Source organism: Streptomyces sp. HUAS MS02 (assembly GCF_055702265.1).
Map to the genome: position 1 here is coordinate 3,866,420 of NZ_CM146747.1, position 15,526 is coordinate 3,881,945.

16 protein-coding genes are annotated in these 15,526 nt (G+C 72.0%); 6 read left to right on the forward strand and 10 right to left on the reverse strand.

Annotation, left to right across the window (positions count from 1 at the left end):
• Positions 1 to 22: 22 nt before the first annotated feature.
• Both ACZ9QC_RS16490 and ACZ9QC_RS16495 read left to right on the forward strand, forming a co-directional pair.
• Positions 23 to 736, forward strand: a complete 714-nt coding sequence (locus ACZ9QC_RS16490) for an AzlC family ABC transporter permease (RefSeq protein ID WP_472920801.1) — start codon at positions 23 to 25, stop codon at positions 734 to 736.
• Between the two features lie 20 nt (positions 737 to 756).
• Positions 757 to 1,050, forward strand: coding sequence for an AzlD domain-containing protein (locus tag ACZ9QC_RS16495; protein ID WP_472921709.1), 294 nt, complete (start codon positions 757 to 759; stop codon positions 1,048 to 1,050).
• A 127-nt stretch (positions 1,051 to 1,177) separates the two neighbouring features.
• Here ACZ9QC_RS16495 and ACZ9QC_RS16500 read toward each other — a convergent pair whose 3' ends face one another.
• A complete protein-coding gene (locus tag ACZ9QC_RS16500) occupies positions 1,178 to 1,960 on the reverse strand; it encodes a hypothetical protein (protein WP_472920802.1) in 783 nt (260 codons plus the stop codon).
• A 290-nt stretch (positions 1,961 to 2,250) separates the two neighbouring features.
• On the opposite strand from ACZ9QC_RS16500, the gene ACZ9QC_RS16505 reads away from it, so the two are divergent.
• Positions 2,251 to 5,001 (forward strand): helix-turn-helix transcriptional regulator, encoded by a 2,751-nt coding sequence (locus ACZ9QC_RS16505; RefSeq protein WP_472920803.1) that lies wholly within the window; start codon positions 2,251 to 2,253, stop codon positions 4,999 to 5,001.
• A gap of 155 nt (positions 5,002 to 5,156) precedes the next feature.
• Here ACZ9QC_RS16505 and ACZ9QC_RS16510 read toward each other — a convergent pair whose 3' ends face one another.
• Entirely contained in the window at positions 5,157 to 5,648 is a 492-nt protein-coding gene (locus tag ACZ9QC_RS16510) for a hypothetical protein (protein WP_472920804.1), read from the reverse strand.
• A gap of 47 nt (positions 5,649 to 5,695) precedes the next feature.
• On the opposite strand from ACZ9QC_RS16510, the gene ACZ9QC_RS16515 reads away from it, so the two are divergent.
• The gene (locus ACZ9QC_RS16515) at positions 5,696 to 6,187 is read left to right on the forward strand and encodes a hypothetical protein (RefSeq protein WP_472920805.1); all 492 of its coding nucleotides are present in this window, start codon (positions 5,696 to 5,698) and stop codon (positions 6,185 to 6,187) included.
• A gap of 28 nt (positions 6,188 to 6,215) precedes the next feature.
• Here the strand turns inward: ACZ9QC_RS16515 and ACZ9QC_RS16520 are convergent, their stop codons facing one another.
• Positions 6,216 to 8,129 (reverse strand): AMP-dependent synthetase/ligase, encoded by a 1,914-nt coding sequence (locus ACZ9QC_RS16520; RefSeq protein ID WP_472920806.1) that lies wholly within the window; start codon positions 8,127 to 8,129, stop codon positions 6,216 to 6,218.
• A gap of 307 nt (positions 8,130 to 8,436) precedes the next feature.
• On the opposite strand from ACZ9QC_RS16520, the gene ACZ9QC_RS16525 reads away from it, so the two are divergent.
• Positions 8,437 to 9,453, forward strand: a complete 1,017-nt coding sequence (locus ACZ9QC_RS16525) for a MaoC family dehydratase (protein WP_472920807.1) — start codon at positions 8,437 to 8,439, stop codon at positions 9,451 to 9,453.
• A gap of 205 nt (positions 9,454 to 9,658) precedes the next feature.
• Here the strand turns inward: ACZ9QC_RS16525 and ACZ9QC_RS16530 are convergent, their stop codons facing one another.
• The 6 genes from ACZ9QC_RS16530 to ACZ9QC_RS16555 form a co-directional block, all read right to left on the reverse strand.
• Positions 9,659 to 10,306 carry a TetR/AcrR family transcriptional regulator gene (locus tag ACZ9QC_RS16530; RefSeq protein ID WP_472920808.1) on the reverse strand — a complete coding sequence of 216 codons (648 nt, stop codon included), beginning with the start codon at positions 10,304 to 10,306 and terminating at the stop codon, positions 9,659 to 9,661.
• Positions 10,307 to 10,420: 114 nt separating this feature from the next.
• Positions 10,421 to 10,837 (reverse strand): DUF4229 domain-containing protein, encoded by a 417-nt coding sequence (locus ACZ9QC_RS16535; protein WP_472920809.1) that lies wholly within the window; start codon positions 10,835 to 10,837, stop codon positions 10,421 to 10,423.
• Between the two features lie 99 nt (positions 10,838 to 10,936).
• Complete coding sequence (locus ACZ9QC_RS16540) at positions 10,937 to 11,461, reverse strand: GNAT family N-acetyltransferase (protein WP_472920810.1); 525 nt, start codon at positions 11,459 to 11,461, stop codon at positions 10,937 to 10,939.
• A gap of 252 nt (positions 11,462 to 11,713) precedes the next feature.
• Positions 11,714 to 12,877 carry an aminofutalosine synthase MqnE gene (gene mqnE / locus ACZ9QC_RS16545; protein WP_472920811.1) on the reverse strand — a complete coding sequence of 388 codons (1,164 nt, stop codon included), beginning with the start codon at positions 12,875 to 12,877 and terminating at the stop codon, positions 11,714 to 11,716.
• 81 nt (positions 12,878 to 12,958) lie between these two features.
• Positions 12,959 to 13,414 carry an Lrp/AsnC family transcriptional regulator gene (locus ACZ9QC_RS16550; RefSeq protein WP_472920812.1) on the reverse strand — a complete coding sequence of 152 codons (456 nt, stop codon included), beginning with the start codon at positions 13,412 to 13,414 and terminating at the stop codon, positions 12,959 to 12,961.
• A gap of 107 nt (positions 13,415 to 13,521) precedes the next feature.
• Positions 13,522 to 14,223, reverse strand: a complete 702-nt coding sequence (locus tag ACZ9QC_RS16555; RefSeq protein WP_472920813.1) for a UbiX family flavin prenyltransferase — start codon at positions 14,221 to 14,223, stop codon at positions 13,522 to 13,524.
• Between the two features lie 95 nt (positions 14,224 to 14,318).
• Between ACZ9QC_RS16555 and ACZ9QC_RS16560 the strand changes: the two genes are divergently transcribed.
• Positions 14,319 to 14,987, forward strand: a complete 669-nt coding sequence (locus ACZ9QC_RS16560) for a rhomboid family intramembrane serine protease (RefSeq protein ID WP_472920814.1) — start codon at positions 14,319 to 14,321, stop codon at positions 14,985 to 14,987.
• On the opposite strand, the gene ACZ9QC_RS16565 is transcribed toward ACZ9QC_RS16560, so the two are convergent.
• Positions 14,932 to 15,504, reverse strand: coding sequence for a Uma2 family endonuclease (locus tag ACZ9QC_RS16565; RefSeq protein WP_472920815.1), 573 nt, complete (start codon positions 15,502 to 15,504; stop codon positions 14,932 to 14,934). The two genes, ACZ9QC_RS16560 and ACZ9QC_RS16565, sit on opposite strands and share 56 nt — an antisense overlap.
• Positions 15,505 to 15,526: the final 22 nt, after the last annotated feature.

The window sequence follows — 15,526 nt, forward strand, 5'->3', positions numbered from 1 at the left end:
GGTCATGTTCATTGTAGAGAACATGCGTTCGCTACTCCGAACACCCCAGGTCCGTGACCCCGCCCTGTTCCGGGACGTCTCCCTCGTCTGCGCCGCCGGGGGCGTCGTCGGTGTCTCCTTCGGGGCGATCTCGGTGGCGGGCGGGCTGCCCGTGTGGGTACCGGTGGTGATGTCGCTGGTCGTGTACGCCGGGGCCGCGCAGTTCAGCGCGGTCGGGATCCTGTTGGCCGGGGGCGGACCGTTCGCGGCGGCGGCCACCGGGCTGCTGCTCAACACCCGCAACGCCGCGTTCAGCCTGGCGGTCGCCGACCTCCTGGGGCCGGGGAGGACCGCGCGGTTCGTGGGCGCGCATCTCGTCACCGACGAGACGGTGGCCTTCGCCCTGGCGCAGAGCGATCCGGTACGGCGTCGGGCCGCGTTCTGGGTGTCCGGGCTCGGCCTCTTCACCGTCTGGAACGTGTGCGTCCTGGCCGGGGCCCTGGCCGGCACCGCGCTGGGCGACACCGCCACGTACGGCCTCGACGCCGCCTTCCCGGCCGTGCTCGCCGCACTGGTCCTGCCCGCCCTGCGGGAGCGGCCGCCCGTACGGCGGGCCGCGCTGCTCGGGGCGCTGGTCGCGCTGGCGGCGACCACGGTCACGCCGACGGGGGTTCCCGTGCTGCTGGCGCTGGCCGGGCTGGTGCTGTGGCGGGCGTCGCCGGAGGGGGACGGCGCGGCGGACGGGAGGGCGTCGTGAGCGACGGGGTCGTCGGTACGATGCTCGCGCTCGCCGTGGGGACGTACGCCCTGCGGCTCACCGGGCCAGCGCTGCACGGACGGGTGGAGATTCCCGTACGGGTGCGGGAGTTGCTGGCCGGGGCCGCCGTGGTGCTGCTGGTGGCGTTGCTGGCCACGGGTGCCCTGACGGAGGGCGGTGCTTTCGCGGGGTGGGCACGGCCCGCCGGAGTGCTGGCGGGCGGGGTGCTGGCGTGGCGGAGGGCCCCGTTCGCAGTGGTGGTCCTGGGCGCGGCGGCGACCACGGCGGGTCTGCGGGCGCTGGGGGTCGGTTAGCGATCGCGGCCGGGGCCCAGCGACAGCGCGCCCGAAGGGGCGCGGGGAACTGCGCGACCAGCCACGACGAACCGGCGTCCGGAAACCGGTCTAAGTCCCCCTCCCCCGGCCCGCCCCCAGGCGGACCTCAGACGGCCCCCTCCGCGACCAGCGACTCCATGACCCGTCGCAGCCGGACGCCCCGCCCCAGGTCCGGTTCGAGTCCCTTCCCCCTCAGGAGCGCGGTCAGGGACGCCTGGACGACCTCCGCGCCCTCGGGGGCGACCCGCTTGGAGACCTCCAGCCACTCCAGGGGCTGGTCCGCTCCCACCGTGCAGTGCTCCACGGTCACTTCGTGGTGGTCCAGCCGCACCCCGCGCCAGCGGACCGTGCGGACGGGACCGAGGACGTCGAGCGAGCCGAGGCCGACGTCGATGTCTGCACAGTCGGCGAGGAAGGCACGCTGACGGTCGGAGAAGACGAGGTCCAGCGGCTCGGCGCCGAGCGCGGCGGCCTCCACGGCCGTACCTCCGCAGTCGGAGACGAGAGCGGCGGAAAGCACCCGGCGGTCGCCCGACCAGGCGGCCGCCAGGTGGAAGGAGTCCGGTCCCTGCTCACGGAAGCGCAGCCAACGTTCCGAGAGCCGGGACCGGCGACAGGGCCGCAGTTCCGCGGTCGCGGCCCCGCCCCGCCCGCTCCCCGCCCGTAGGCGCAGGATCAGCCCCGCATCCAGAAGCGGCAGGTGACCTGGCGCCGTGGAGCGGGCGAGGGCCTCACAGAAGTAGACGCGGCGCCGGGCTCCCCCGGTGTCCGGCGCCAGTGCCCCAGTCGCGGCGGCCACGCCCGCGCCCGAGAACGTCACCTTGATCTCGACCGAGTCGAGCCGGTCGGATCCCGAGGTGAGATCCCCGCGTCCCACGGATGCCGGCATGGGCCGTCCCCCTAGTTCCGCGACCTGGTTCATTTCCCCTGTTTCCCTTGGTTCTTTCTGTTTCTTCTGTTTCTTCTGTTTCTTCGGTTCCTGCTGTTTCCTTCGGTTCCTGCTTTCCTTCGTTCTCCATTGAAGGGCCGGGGTGACCCCCGTCGCTTCCGGGAAGTCCCTACATCTCCCCTGACAACTCCCCCTGGGGGATGATGGACGGGCGGGGCCGGGCACGGCGGGCACCAGGGGGTGGCGCATTGTTACGGGGACTCGTCGGTCGGGAGCGGGAACGCCGGCTGATGGACGACCTGCTCGTGGCGGGTGGGGCGGGTGGGGCGGCACTGCTGTTGTGGGGCGAACCCGGTATCGGGAAGACCGCCCTGCTCGACTACGCGGCGGAGCGGGCGACGGCCGGCGGCTCCGGCGCGGCCCCGGCCACGGTCCTGCGCGCCCGGGGCATCGAGACCGAGACCGTGCTCCCGTTCGCCACCCTCGGCGACCTACTGATGCCCCATTCGTCCCTTTTCAGGGAACTCCCCGGCGCTCAGCGCTCGGCCCTGGAGTCCTGTCTGGCCCTGAGCGGCGACCCGTCGGACCCGCCGGGCAACCCCTACGCCGCCTGCATGGGCGCCCTCAACGTGCTCGCGGCGCTCGGCGACGAGCGCCCGGTCGTGGTCCTCGTCGACGACCTGCACTGGGTGGACCCCTCCTCCCAGCGCGTCCTGCTCTTCGTCGCCCGCCGCCTCTCCAGCGAACGCGTCGCCCTGGCCCTGGGCTCCCGCGAGGACCACGGCGAGTCGGGGCCGCGCCGCAGCATCCCCACCGTGCAGGTGGGCGGGCTGGAGCCGGAGGAGTGCGCCGCCCTGCTGGAGGGCCGCGTGACCCCCAACGTGCTCGCCGACCTCGTGCGCGTCAGCGGCGGCAATCCGCTCGCCCTGCGTGAGATCGCGGGCGCGCTGACGGACGAACAGGCGCGCGGGGAGCGGCCGTTGCTCGATCCGCCGTCCCTCGGCAGTCATCTGGAGCGCGCCTGGGCGGCCCGGATCGACGGGCTGCCGGACACCGCCCGCCGGGCCCTGGTCGTGCTGGCCGCCAGTCGCTCGACGGCGGCGGGCCCGTTGCGCAAGGCCCTGGAGGCGGCCGGGCTCTCCCTCGACGCGCTCTCCCCCGCCGAGGAGGACGGCCTGATCACGGCCACGGCGGACGAGTTGGACTTCCACCACCCGGTGCTGCGCGCGCTGGTGCTGGGCCGCGCCCCCCTCGCGCACCGGTACGCCGCGTTCCAGGCGCTGGCCGAGGTGAGCACCGGTTCGCTGCACGCCTGGTACCGGGCGTCCGCGACCCCCGGCCCCGACGAGGAGGCCGCGGCGGCGCTCGCCGACGCCGCGCGGGAGGCCCGTCGGCGCAGTGCCTTCGGCGAGTCGGCGCTGGCCTGGCGACGCGCCGCCGAGCTCACCCCGGACCCCGCGCCGCGCGCCGACCGCCTCCACCACGCCGCCTCCGACGCCCTGCTCAGCGGTTCCCCGGCGGGCCCGCAGTGGTGCGAGGAGGCCCTGCGCATCACCCCCGACCCGGCCGTACGCGCCGCCATCCAGGGCCTGTTGGGCCGTATGTACACCTGGAAGGGCGAGACGGCCCAGGCGTACGCCCTGCTCATGGATGCCGCCGACGCCGTGCGCGGCTCGGACCGCACCCGGGCCTGTCTGCTGCTCGCGGAGGCGACGGCCGCCGCGCGCCTGGACGGACACGTCCCGGCGGCGGTCCGTGTCGCGGAGGAGTCCCTCGCCCTCGCCTCCGAGTCCGGGCCCGAACGCTGGTACAGCCTGTCGATGCTGGGCGGGGCCCTGATCATGTCCGGCCGTACGGCGCGGGGGCGCGAGATGCTGGAGGCCGCCGACCGGCACGGCGGTGGTGACCCCGTCCGCGACCAGCAGGTGTACGCGATCGCGGGGCAGGCCTGGAGCCGGGCGGAGGAGTTCGTCCGGGGGCGTCGGCTGCTCAACACGGCCGTGGAGTCCGCCCGGCGGCACAGCGCGGTGGGCGTGCTGGGCTTCACCCTCGCCGTACGCGGGGAACTGGAGACCCGGATCGGCCAATGGGCGTCCGCGCGGGGCGACTTGACGGAGGCCCTGCGCTGGGCGGAGGAACTGGGCCAGCTGACGTGCGTGAGCTACACGCTGTACTGCCTCGCCCGGCTCGAAGCCCTGCGCGGTGAGCGGGTCGAGTGCGAGGAACATGTGGCGCGGGCGCGGCGGGAGTGCGGGGCGTACGGCATCGGCTGCCAGGAGTTCCACATGACGGCGGTGCTCGGGCTGTCGGCCCTGGCCCACGGCGACCACGACGCGGCCGTCGACCAGCTGGAGCAAACGTTGTCACTGGCGGTCGAGCAGGGCATCGGGAACCCCGAGGTGGTGCCCTTCGCGGCGGACCTGGCCGAGGCGCACGTACGGGCGGGGAACGCGACGCGTGCCGCCGAGGTCGTGTCCTGGCTGGAGGAGCGGGCCCGGGAGACGGGCCTGGCGTCGGCGGAGGCGGCGGCCGCCCGGGTCCGGGGGCTGCTCGCGGGGACGCCGGAGGAGGCGGAGGCGTTCTTCGGGGTCGCGTTGAAGGCCCACCAGCGGACGACGGGGCCGTTCGACTGGGCGCGGACCCTGCTGTGCGAGGCGGAGGTCCTGCGCCGCCACCGCCGCCCGGGGGCCGCGCGCGCCCCGCTGGCCTCCGCCCTGGCCTGCTTCGAACGGCTGGGCGCGGTGCCGTGGGCGCGGCGGGCCGCCGGTGAACTCGCGGCGGCGGGCGGCGTCCTCGGCACCGCCCGGTCCGCCGGCAGCGGCACCGGCGGCATGGGCGGCGCCCTGAACCAGCTGACCCCGCAGGAGTTCCAGGTGTCGCGCGCGATCGCCCGCGGCCTCAACAACACGGAGGCGGCGGCCTCGCTGTTCGTCTCCCGGAAGACGGTGGAGGCCCATCTCACCCGGATCTACCGGAAGTTGCACGTCCGCTCCCGGACGGACCTGACGCGCTTGCTGACGGCGGCGGACCTGGTGGACTGACGTAGGCGTCGCCGCCGCCCCGGTGGGCGACGGCGACGCGGAGACGCGGTTCCCCGACGGCGGGGCCGACACGGATCGCCCCGACGGCGTCACGCCAGAAACTCGAAGTTTCACCAAAGGACCGCAGAAACGTGCCGCCGGGGGCGACTGCGGATTCAGCGGCGTTCCTTGAAATGCACACTGACGAAGAGGGCCCCGATCGCGCAGCTGAGTGTTCCGGCCCGGACGAAGAGTTCTCCGCCGTCGGCGTCCGGCACCCCCGGTATGTCCCAGCCCAGCCACCGCACGCACACCCACGCGTACGCCCACCCGGCCGCACCGAGGGCGGCGAAGGCCAGGGCGACCTTCCCGTTGGCCGAGGCGGTAAGGGAACGGAGGTCGGCCACCACCCGTCGTACGTCGAGGGGGTCCGCCTCCCCGCGGCGCGCCCTCAGATGCCGCTCGTGGAGGCCGAGGAACAGGAAGCCGATGAGGCACATGGCCACCGAGGCGGTGAAGAGGTGACCGGTGAGGTCGTCGTCCCGACCCGAGGACGTGAGGGTCCGCACCGTGGACCAGCCCCCCACTGCGACGGCCAGGAGCGTGCAGGCGGTGTAGAGCCTGCCCCAGCGCGAGGAGTGCAGGTGCGCGACGCGTCTTCGGATCATGGGGTCGTACAGTAACGGCCTCGATGGTGCGGAAAAGGCGGGGGACGATGACGAAGCGGGGCGTTCTGCTGGGCTGGGGCGGGCTGGTGGTCCTGCTCGGCGTGGGTGTGGGCGTGTGGTGGGGCTGGTTCCGGGCGCCGTACGCGCTCGCCGACTCGCCCTCGGTCCAGGTGACCGTGCGGGCCGTGAAGTCCGAGTATCCCTATGCGCGGGAGACGGCCGAGGACGTCGACACCCTGGTGCGGGTCTATGTCCAGCGGCTCAAGACCGGCGACGTGGAAGGGCTGATGGAGCTGGCCGGGCCCGCGTACGAGGGGACCCGGGGTGCCGCCTACGAGCAGGTGCGGGAGTTCGGCGAGGGGGCGCGTGGGCCTGTCGAGGTCACCGTGCTGGATGGTGACGTCCCCTACTTCAACCCGGTGCGGCTCACCTACGACAGAACCGACCAGCAGCAGGAGTTGCTGCTGGTCAAGGACGACGGGCACTGGTGGGTCGAGATGGGAGAGGGCGACCCGGCCGCGGGGATGGAGGACGGATGACGGTCCGTCGCCGCAGGTCGGCGCGGGCCTACTTCTCGTACAGCCCCTCGATCTCCGTCGCGAAGGCCTTCTCCACGACCTCCCGCCGTAGCTTCATCGACGGCGTGAGGTGGCCCGCCTCCTCGCTGAAACCGTCGGGGACGATCGTGAACCGGCGGATGGACTCGGGGCGCGAGACCAGGCGGTTGGCCTCGTCCACCGCGCGTTGCAGGACGGCCCGCAGATCCGGGTCCTCGGCCAGGCGGTCGAGGGGGGTGTCCTGCTTGGCGTTCATCTGGGTCCAGTGGCTGACGCCCTCGGGGTCCAGGGTCAGCAGCGCGGTGACATACGGGCGGCGGTCGCCGATCACCATGGCGTGGGCGATGAGGGGGTGGGAGCGCAGCCAGTTCTCCAGCGGCGCCGGGGCCACGTTCTTGCCGCTGTCGGTGACGAGGATCTCCTTCTTGCGGCCGGTGATCGTGAGGTAACCCCCGTCGTCCAGGTGACCGATGTCGCCGGTGGCGAACCAGCCGTCGGGCCCCGCGGGGACGACGCCGCCGGCCTGCGGGTCCCAGTAGCCGCGGAAGATCTGACCGCCGTGCAGCAGGATCTCGCCGTCGGCGGCTATCCGGACCCGGGTGCCGGGGAGGGGGCGGCCGACCGTGCCCAGACGGGGCCGGTCCGGCGGGGTCACGGTGACGGCGGCGGTCGTCTCCGTCATGCCGTAGCCCTCGAAGACGTCGATGCCCGCGCCCGCGTAGAAGGCGGCCAGCCGGCGGCCGAGCGGGCTGCCGCCGCAGATGACGTAACGGACCCGGCCGCCCAGCGCCTTGCGGATGCGTCGGTAGACCAGCGGGTCGTAGAAGGTGCGGGCCGTCTTCAGGAAGGCGGACGGGCCGGGCCCGGTGCCGTGCTGCTCGGCTTCCAGGGCCTCGCCGTAGCGGCGGGCCACGGCCGAGGCGCGGTCGTACGAGGAGGCGCGGCCCATGCGTTCGGCGGAGGCGCGGGCCGTGTTGAAGACCTTCTCCAGCACATAGGGGATGACCAGCAGGAACGTCGGGCGGAAGGACTTGAGGTCGGCGAGGAGGTCCTCCGTGCGGAAGCTCGGCGAATGGCCGAGGCGCACCCTCGCCCGCATACAGCCGATCGCGACCATGCGGCCGAACACATGGGCGAGCGGGAGGAAGAGGAGGGTGGATGCCTCCTCATCCGTCTTCGCGCGGAAGATGGGGTAGAGCAGGTCGATCGCGTTGTCGACCTCGGCGCAGAAGTTGCCGTGGGTGAGCGCGCAGCCCTTGGGGCGGCCGGTCGTGCCCGAGGTGTAGATCAGGGTCGCCAGGGTGTCGGGACCCAACACCCCACGCCGTACGGCGACTTCCTGGTCCGACACGTCACGGCCCAGCTCGGCGAGCCGGTCCAGGTGCTTCTTCTCGAAGACCCACATGTGGCGCAGGTCGGGGATGCGGTCGAGTTCGGGGCCGAGGGCGGCGGCCTGGGCGGCCGTCTCGACGGCGAGAGCCACCGCGCCCGAGTCCTGGAGGATCCAGCGGGTCTGGAAGACGGAGGAGGTGGGGTAGACGGGGACCGTGACCAGGCCCGCCGCCCAGGCCGCGAAGTCCAGGAGGGTCCACTCGTACGTCGTCCGCGCCATGATCGCGATCCGGTCGCCCGGCATGAGGCCCTCGGCGATCAGACCCTTCGCCAGCGCGAGCACCTCGGCGGCGAAGGCGGCGGCCGTGACGTCCCGCCACCGGCCGTCGTCCTCTCCGTCCGCGCCGCCGTGCTTCCGGCTGAGGACGACCGAGTCGGGGGCGTGGGTCGCGTTGTCGAACGGGATGTCCGCGAGCGAGCCGTAGGTCACGGGCGCGGCGAGCGCGGGGACGTACGCCTCCCGCACGATGCCGTCCAGCCGCTTCAACTCGGGTTCCACCAGGGCGGGTTCGGTGCTTTCGAGGTGAGACACGGGCGGCTCCTGGGCGTTCGGCGTGTCCGGATCGTACGGGGTTGGTGTGTGAGGTTCGTGTGAGTGTGGCGATGGTCCGGAGATGGAACGGGGCCGGGGATGTGCAGTGTCACGGACCGCCCCGTCACGACTTCACCGCAGGTCAAGGGCGCGCCAAGTTACCTGAGGGTCGTTCAGCTCCCGGGGTGCGCGGGAGGATCGACCGCCCCTTACCTCGGGTAACCTGACTGTGAAGTAAGGAAGTGGAGCAAGGAAGCGGAATCCGGCGCGGGAGCGGAGCCCGGCGCGGGGAAGGGGAGACCGTCCGATGCACACCGTCACCCTCACACGGCCGCCCTCCCTCGGCCCGCTGCTCGCCAGGGGCGCCCTCCTCTCACCGGGCAGGAGCCGCAGGCTCCCGCGCGCGGCGGCCTCCGGGTTCGTCTCCCCCTCCCGGCTCCCCCGGCTGGTCCTCCCCGGCGTCCGGATCGACCTCGCGCGGCTCGCCGCGTACGAGCGGGTCTGCGGCTTCCCCACCGGGGAGGACGCCGTTCCGCTGACGTATCCGCATGTCCTCGGGTTTCCGGCGGCCATGCGGATCATGGCCGGGCGGGACTTCCCGTTGCCCCTGCTCGGGCTCGTGCACACGTCGATCGAGATCACCCGCCGCCGACGGCTGCCCGCCACCGGGGCGTACGAGATCACCGTGTACGTCGCCGAGTTGACGCCCCACCGACGCGGCACCGAGGCGACGGTCGTCACGGAGCTGCGGGACGGTAATGAGGCGGAAGGCGGGGCCGGGATCGCGTGGGAGTCCCGCAGCACGTACCTCGCCCGGCATCGGCGTGAGCGGGGGGAGCCTGGTGAGCAGGGGGCCGGGGGTGTGGGGGCGGGCGAGAGGGGAGCGCGGGCCGACGGGGGTGGGAGTGGGGCGGTGGGGGATGGGCGGCGCGGTGTGCCTGTTGTCGTCGAGTGGCGGTTGGGTGGGGATGTGGGGCGGCGGTACGGGGCGGTGTCCGGTGACCGGAACCCGATCCATCTGCATCCGCTCGGTGCCCGGCTGTTCGGCTTCCCCCGGGCCATCGCGCACGGCATGTGGACCGTGGCCCGCTGCCTCGCCGAGCACGGTGCGCCTCCGGCGACCCTTGTCCGCGCGGAGTTCCGGGCGCCGGTGCCGTTGCCGGGCACGGTGACGTACACGGCGGACGGGCAGGCGTGGGGTGGGTTCGAGCTGCGCGGGAGCGGTGCCCCTGAGCCGGCCGAGACCCCCGGATCAGGTGGGTCGGGGGGTGCGGGTGGAGGGCGGGTTCATGTGCGGGGGCAGGTGTATCCGTTGGTCGCCTGAGGGGGTGGGAGCGGTGCGGGGTGCGTTGCCGAGTGCGGCTGAGTGGGGCTTCTCGCGCAGTTCCCCGGCGCCCCTAGAAGACCAGGCCCTCCGGCCTGAAAAGCATGGGGCGCAGCCCCTGCTTTTCAGGGGCGCGGGGAACTGCGCCAGAAGCCCCACCGGACCCGCACCCGGCAACGCACCCACGCCCGCCCCACCCCCCATCTCACACCGCAGCCGGCGGTGTCCACGGGCGCCCCTCCATCAGGTCTCCCAGGCCAGCCCACGCGAAGTTCATCAGCGTCGTGGCGGCCTGACGCGCGGTGATGCCGGGCGTGGCGTTGGCCCAGGCGGCGAGCGCCTCGGCGGCGCCGACGAGGCCCTCGGCGAGACCCGCGACCTCCCGCTCCGGCAGGGACGGGTCCCGGCGCGCCTCCCGCGCCGCGACCAGGATCAGCCCGGTCACGAACGCGACCATCTCCTCCCGCATCGCCGCCACCTCGGCGGCGAACGGCTCCCCGTGCGTACGGGCCTGGAGGTGCAGCACGGCCCAGGCGTCGGGGTTGCGCGCGGTGTGCGTGAAGAACGCCCCCAGCCCGTCCCAGAGTTGGCGGTCGGCGGGCAGTTCGGGGTCCACACCCGCCCGTACGGCCGTGGTGAGCGCCTTGGCCTCGCGGCGGATGCAGGCCGTGAAGAGGTCTTCCTTGGAGTTCAGGTACAGGTACACCAACGGCTTGGACACGCCCGCCAGTTCGGCGATCTCGTCCATCGATGCCGCCCGGTACCCACGCTGCCCGAACGTCCGCACCGCCGCGTCCAGCATTTGCTGTTCCCGCACCGCACGAGGCATCCGTTTGCTCTTCACCGCACCCATGCGGGCAAGCGTACGGTTCCGACGCCGGGGACGGACCTGGGCGTCGGGCGGTTGATCCCTCTTTGCGGGCCGGCGAACCTGCCGTCGGCGGTCCGCGTACGGCCTGCGAAGCCGCTACGAGGCCTTGCCGGAGCCCGACCGGACGGAGGCGGCCGTGTCATCGGCGTCGCGGGCCTCGTCGGCCCCGGCGGCCGTGTCGGCCTCGGCGGTGGTCTCGGCGGTGGCCTCCGGGCCCGGGGTCCGGACCGCGTCGTCGGCCTCGTCCTCCTGGCTGCGGTTGGCCGCGAGGTTGGACTTGACGCGGCCGATGGAGCGGTCGAGGCGAGGGGCGATCTGCTCGGAGGCGCGGTCGCGCTCCTTGCGCAGGGCGACGAAGCTGATCGGCGCGGAGACCAGGAGCGCGAGGACGACCATCCACATGCCGTTGGACGCGCCCAGGCCGCGCGGGGCGACGCCGGAGTAGACGAGGGCCCAGACGACCACGAAGCAGCCCACGAAGATACCGAGGCGCATCAGTGTGTAGCGGAGCATCTCAATCCACTCTTCCGTTTCCGTTCCGGACGTTTTCGAAGACCGTCGTCCAGTGAAGCACGATCGGGGGGCGATCTTGCACGGGGGTGTTGGCCCGGCTCACGTCAGGGGCAGGAGCATCGTGATGTCGTCGCGGTGGTCGTCGGGGGCGACCCGTATGGCGCCGGGGACCCGGCCGACCTCCTTGTAGCCGCAGGAGGCGTAGAAGTGCTCCAGGCCGAGGCCGCCTCGGCAGGTGAGGCGGATGGCGTCTATGCCGTCGAAGCCGCGGGCCGCGCTCTCGGCCGCCCTCATGAGGTCGCGGCCGTAGCCCTTGCCCTGGTGGGAGGGGTGGACCATCACCGTGTAGAGCCAGACCCAGTGGGTCATCAGGCGGTGGGTGTTGAAGCTGAAGAAGGCGGTGGCGGCGGGGGTGCCGGTGTCGTCGAGGCCGAGGAGGAGGCGGTGTCTGCCCTCCGCCATGGCGGTGAGGTGTTTGAGGAGTTCGGGGCGGATCGCTTCGCGGGTGGTCGGGGGGACGAAGCCGACGGCTCCGCCGGTGTTGGTGACGTCCGTCCAGAGGGTGAGGATGCCGTCGTGGAGGGTGGGGGTGAGGGGTGGGTCGAGGTGGAACGTAAGGGGCATGGGGTGACCGTAATCATTACGTGAGGCTCGCCTCAAGAGGGGTTTCGCCCCCGCCGCCCCTACCCGTCCCATCATCCCCAGGGGCTGCGCCCCTTCGACCCCCAGACGTCCGTCCGGTGGGGGCTTCTCGCGCAGTTCCCCGCGCCCCTGAAAAGACGGGCTGCGCCCCAGCCCTTTCAGGCCCGCAGGGCCCTGAATCCTTCAGGGGCGCGCGAGAAGCCCCGACCCACCCGCACCCGAACAACCGGCCCCTCAGAGCCGCATCGGCTGCGGGGACTCCCGGCGGGCCGGGTCCGGGCCCTCGTACTCTCGGATGATCTCGTACCTCGTGTTGCGTTCCACGGGGCGGAAGCCCGCGTCGCGGATGAGGTCCAGCAGGTCCTCGCGGGTCAGCTTGTTCGGCGTGCCGTAGTTGTCCGCGTCGTGGGTGATCTTGTACTCGACGACCGAGCCGTCCATGTCGTCCGCGCCGTGCTGGAGCGCCAGTTGCGCGGTCTGGACGCCGTGCATGACCCAGAAGACCTTGACGTGGGGGACGTTGTCGAAGAGCAGGCGGGAGACCGCGAAGGTCTTCAGGGCCTCGGCGCCGGTCGCCATCCGGGTGCGGGCCTGCAGCCTGTTGCGGACCTTGCCGTCCTTCACGTCAACGAAGTCGTGCTGGTAGCGCAGGGGGATGAAGACCTGGAAGCCGCCGGTCTCGTCCTGGAGTTCACGCAGGCGCAGGACGTGGTCGACCCGGTGGCGGGGCTCCTCGATGTGGCCGTACAGCATGGTGCACGGGGTCTTGAGGCCCTTCTCGTGCGCCAGGCGGTGGATCCGCGACCAGTCCTCCCAGTGGGTGCGGTGGTCCACGATGTGCCGGCGGACCTCCCAGTCGAAGATCTCCGCGCCGCCGCCCGTCAGCGACTCCAGCCCCGCCTCGATCAGCTCGTCCAGGATCTCCGACGCCGACAGACCGCTGATCGTCTCGAAGTGGTGGATCTCCGTGGCCGTGAAGGCCTTCAGCGAGACGTTCGGGAGGGCGGCCTTCAGCTCCTTCAGGGAGCGCGGGTAGTAGCGCCATGGGAGGTTCGGGTGCAGGCCGTTGACGATGTGCAGTTCGGTGAGGTTCTCGCCCTCCATCGCCTTGGCGAGTTTCACCGCCTCCTCGATGCGCATCGTGTACGCGTCCTTCTCCCCCGGCTTGCGCTGGAAGGAGCAGTACGCGCAGGAGGCGGTGCACACGTTGGTCATGTTGAGGTGGCGGTTGACGTTGAAGTGGACGACGTCGCCGTTCTTCCGTGTCCGCACCTCGTGCGCCAGACCGCCCAGCCAGGCCAGGTCGTCCGACTCGTACAGCGCGATGCCGTCCTCGCGGGTCAGCCGCTCACCGGAACGGACCTTCTCCTCCAGCTCGCGCTTGAGCCCGACGTCCATGCCTCCGCCTCTCCTCACCGGTTCCCGATGCTCACCGATGCCCACCGATGCCCACCGAACAAAACTCCTGCCACCGTACGCCTACGACTCCTCCGGCAGCTCACCCACCCGGTTCTCCCACTTCGTGGAGAGGATGATCGTCGTACGGGTGCGGGAGACGCCCTTGGTGCCGGAGAGCCGGCGGATGGTCTTCTCCAGACCGTCGACGTCCGGGGCACGCACCTTGAGCATGTACGAGTCGTCGCCCGCGATGAACCAGCAGTCCTCGATCTCGGCCAGTTCCCGCAGCCGGTCCGCCACGTCCTCGTGGTCGGCGGCGTCGGAGAGCGAGATGCCGATGAGCGCGGTCACGCCGAGGCCGAGGGAGGCCGCGTTCACGGTGGCGCGATAGCCGGTGATGACGCCGGCCGCCTCCAGCCTGTTGATGCGGTCGGTGACACTGGGTCCCGACAGTCCGACGAGGCGTCCCAGCTCCGCGTAGGAGGCCCGGCCGTTCTCCCTCAGGGCCTGGATGAGCTGCCTGTCCACCGCGTCCATGCGATCGGTTGCCTTCCGACTAAGAATTGCGTTGTGGGTGATGGGTGTTCGGTGATGCCCGGTCGTCTACGACCACGTACGACGAGACGAGAGCGGTGCGGGTGACGTCACCTGTGGGACTCGCGTGCCCGGCCGACCTCGCCCTCCCAGCGCCGGTACAGGGTGTGCGGGACGCCCGCCGCGTCCAGCGCCCGTCCGGCGACGAAGTCCACCAGGTCCTGGATGTGCGTGGCCCCCGCGTAGAACGCCGGCGACGCGGGCAGTACGGTCGCGCCCGCCTCGTCCAGGGTCACCAGGTGCCGCAGAGTCTGCCCGTTCAACGGGGTCTCGCGTACGGCGACCACGAGCCGGCGGCCCTCCTTGAGGGTGACGCTCGCCGCCCGTTGCAGCAGGTCCTTGGAGAGTCCGAGGGCCACGCCCGCGACACACGCCGTCGACGCGGGGACGATCAGCATCCCCTTGACGGGGTACGAGCCCGAGGACGGTCCGGCGGCCAGGTCGCCGGGGTTCCAGTACCGGACCCGGTCGCCGTGGTCGCCGTCGAGGTCCACGGCGAACGTGCCGGGCTTGCCGTCCGCGCCACGGGACAGCCATTCCCGCAGGTCGTCGCGCCAGTGTGCGTCCCGGAAGGCGATGCCCGTCTCGTCGAGCAGGGTCAGCCGCGAGGCCCGGGACACCACGAGGTCGACACTCTCGCCCGCAACGAGGAGCGCGCGCAGCACGGCCGCGGCGTATGGGGTGCCGGATGCGCCGGACACCCCTACGATCCAAGGCGTACGCGGCGTCTTCCCTGGCTTGACTGGGTTCACGACACCGAGCCTATCCGGCGCCGCGCGGCGGGAACCGGTCAAGGGGGCCCGGCCGTTTCCACGAGGGACGGGTGAGGTCGGGACGGGGGTTCGACATGGCAGGTGGAGTACGCGGGACGCTGGGGCCCGAGCGGCAGTGGTCGCGCGGGGACCGTGCGAAGGCGGCGGCCAAGCTGATGGTGGGCTGGGTCGCGCTGCTGTGGATCCTGGAGGTCGTCGACGTGGCGACCGGCCACGCGCTGGACGACTTCGGGATCGTGCCGCGTTCGGTGCCCGAGCTGGTCGACGTGGTGCCCGCCTCGTTCATCCACTTCGGCTTCGGCCATGTCGCGGCGAACAGCGTGCCGCTGCTGGTGCTGGGGTTCCTCGCGGCCCTGGGCGGACTCCGCCGCTTCGCCGCCGTCTGCGCGCTGATCATCGTCGCGGACGGGCTGGGGGTCTGGCTGATATCCCCGGACAACACCAACACCGCCGGTGCCTCCGGCGTCGTCTTCGGGCTCTTCGGGTTCCTCGTCGTCACCGGCTTCGTCGAGCGGCGTCTGCTCGGGGTCGCGGTGGGTGTCCTGGTGGCGGCCGTCTGGGGCGGCGCGATCCTCGGCGGCATCGCCCCGAACGCGACCGGGATCAGCTGGCAGGGTCACCTGATCGGGCTGGTGACGGGCGTGGTGGCGGCGTTCTTGTTCCGCCGCCGGGCGGACGGGGCCGCGCTCAGGGCGCGCCGGGCGACGCGGGGTCCACAGGAAGACGGCTCGTATCGACCGTAAGGCGGCCGATCTTGGTCTCCACGGTGAGCTTGCCGCCGTACGGAAGCGTGTCTCGTCCGCGGTAGCCGTCGGGGCCGGGGTTCCAGAGCGTGACGAGATGAGCCTTCTGCGGGTCGAAGATCAGGTAGCTGGGGATGCCCCGAGAGGCGTACTGCCTGTTCTTGACCTCGTAGTCATTGCGGATGCTGCTCGGGGAGACCACCTCGATGGCGAGCTCAATGAGGTCGGGTGCATAGAAGGTCAGATTCCGGTTCTTCTCGGCTGCTGGGATGAGCGCGAGATCGGGGCAGAACTCGAAGTCGTCGCTGAAGGGAATGGCCACATCGCTGATGAATCCCCACTCCGGGCCCAGCTGGGCTTCCAGCTGTGTCCAGAGCCGCACGATGGTCTCGTTGTGGAACGGCCTCAGCGGACTCATCACGATGTTGCCCTCGACAATCTCCATCCGGTATCCGCGGAACATGTCCTCGTACCGGGCGAGCTGCGAGTGCAGGCGGTCACTGTCCGAGATGGTCACGTCAGCCTCCCTCTCTCTGCAC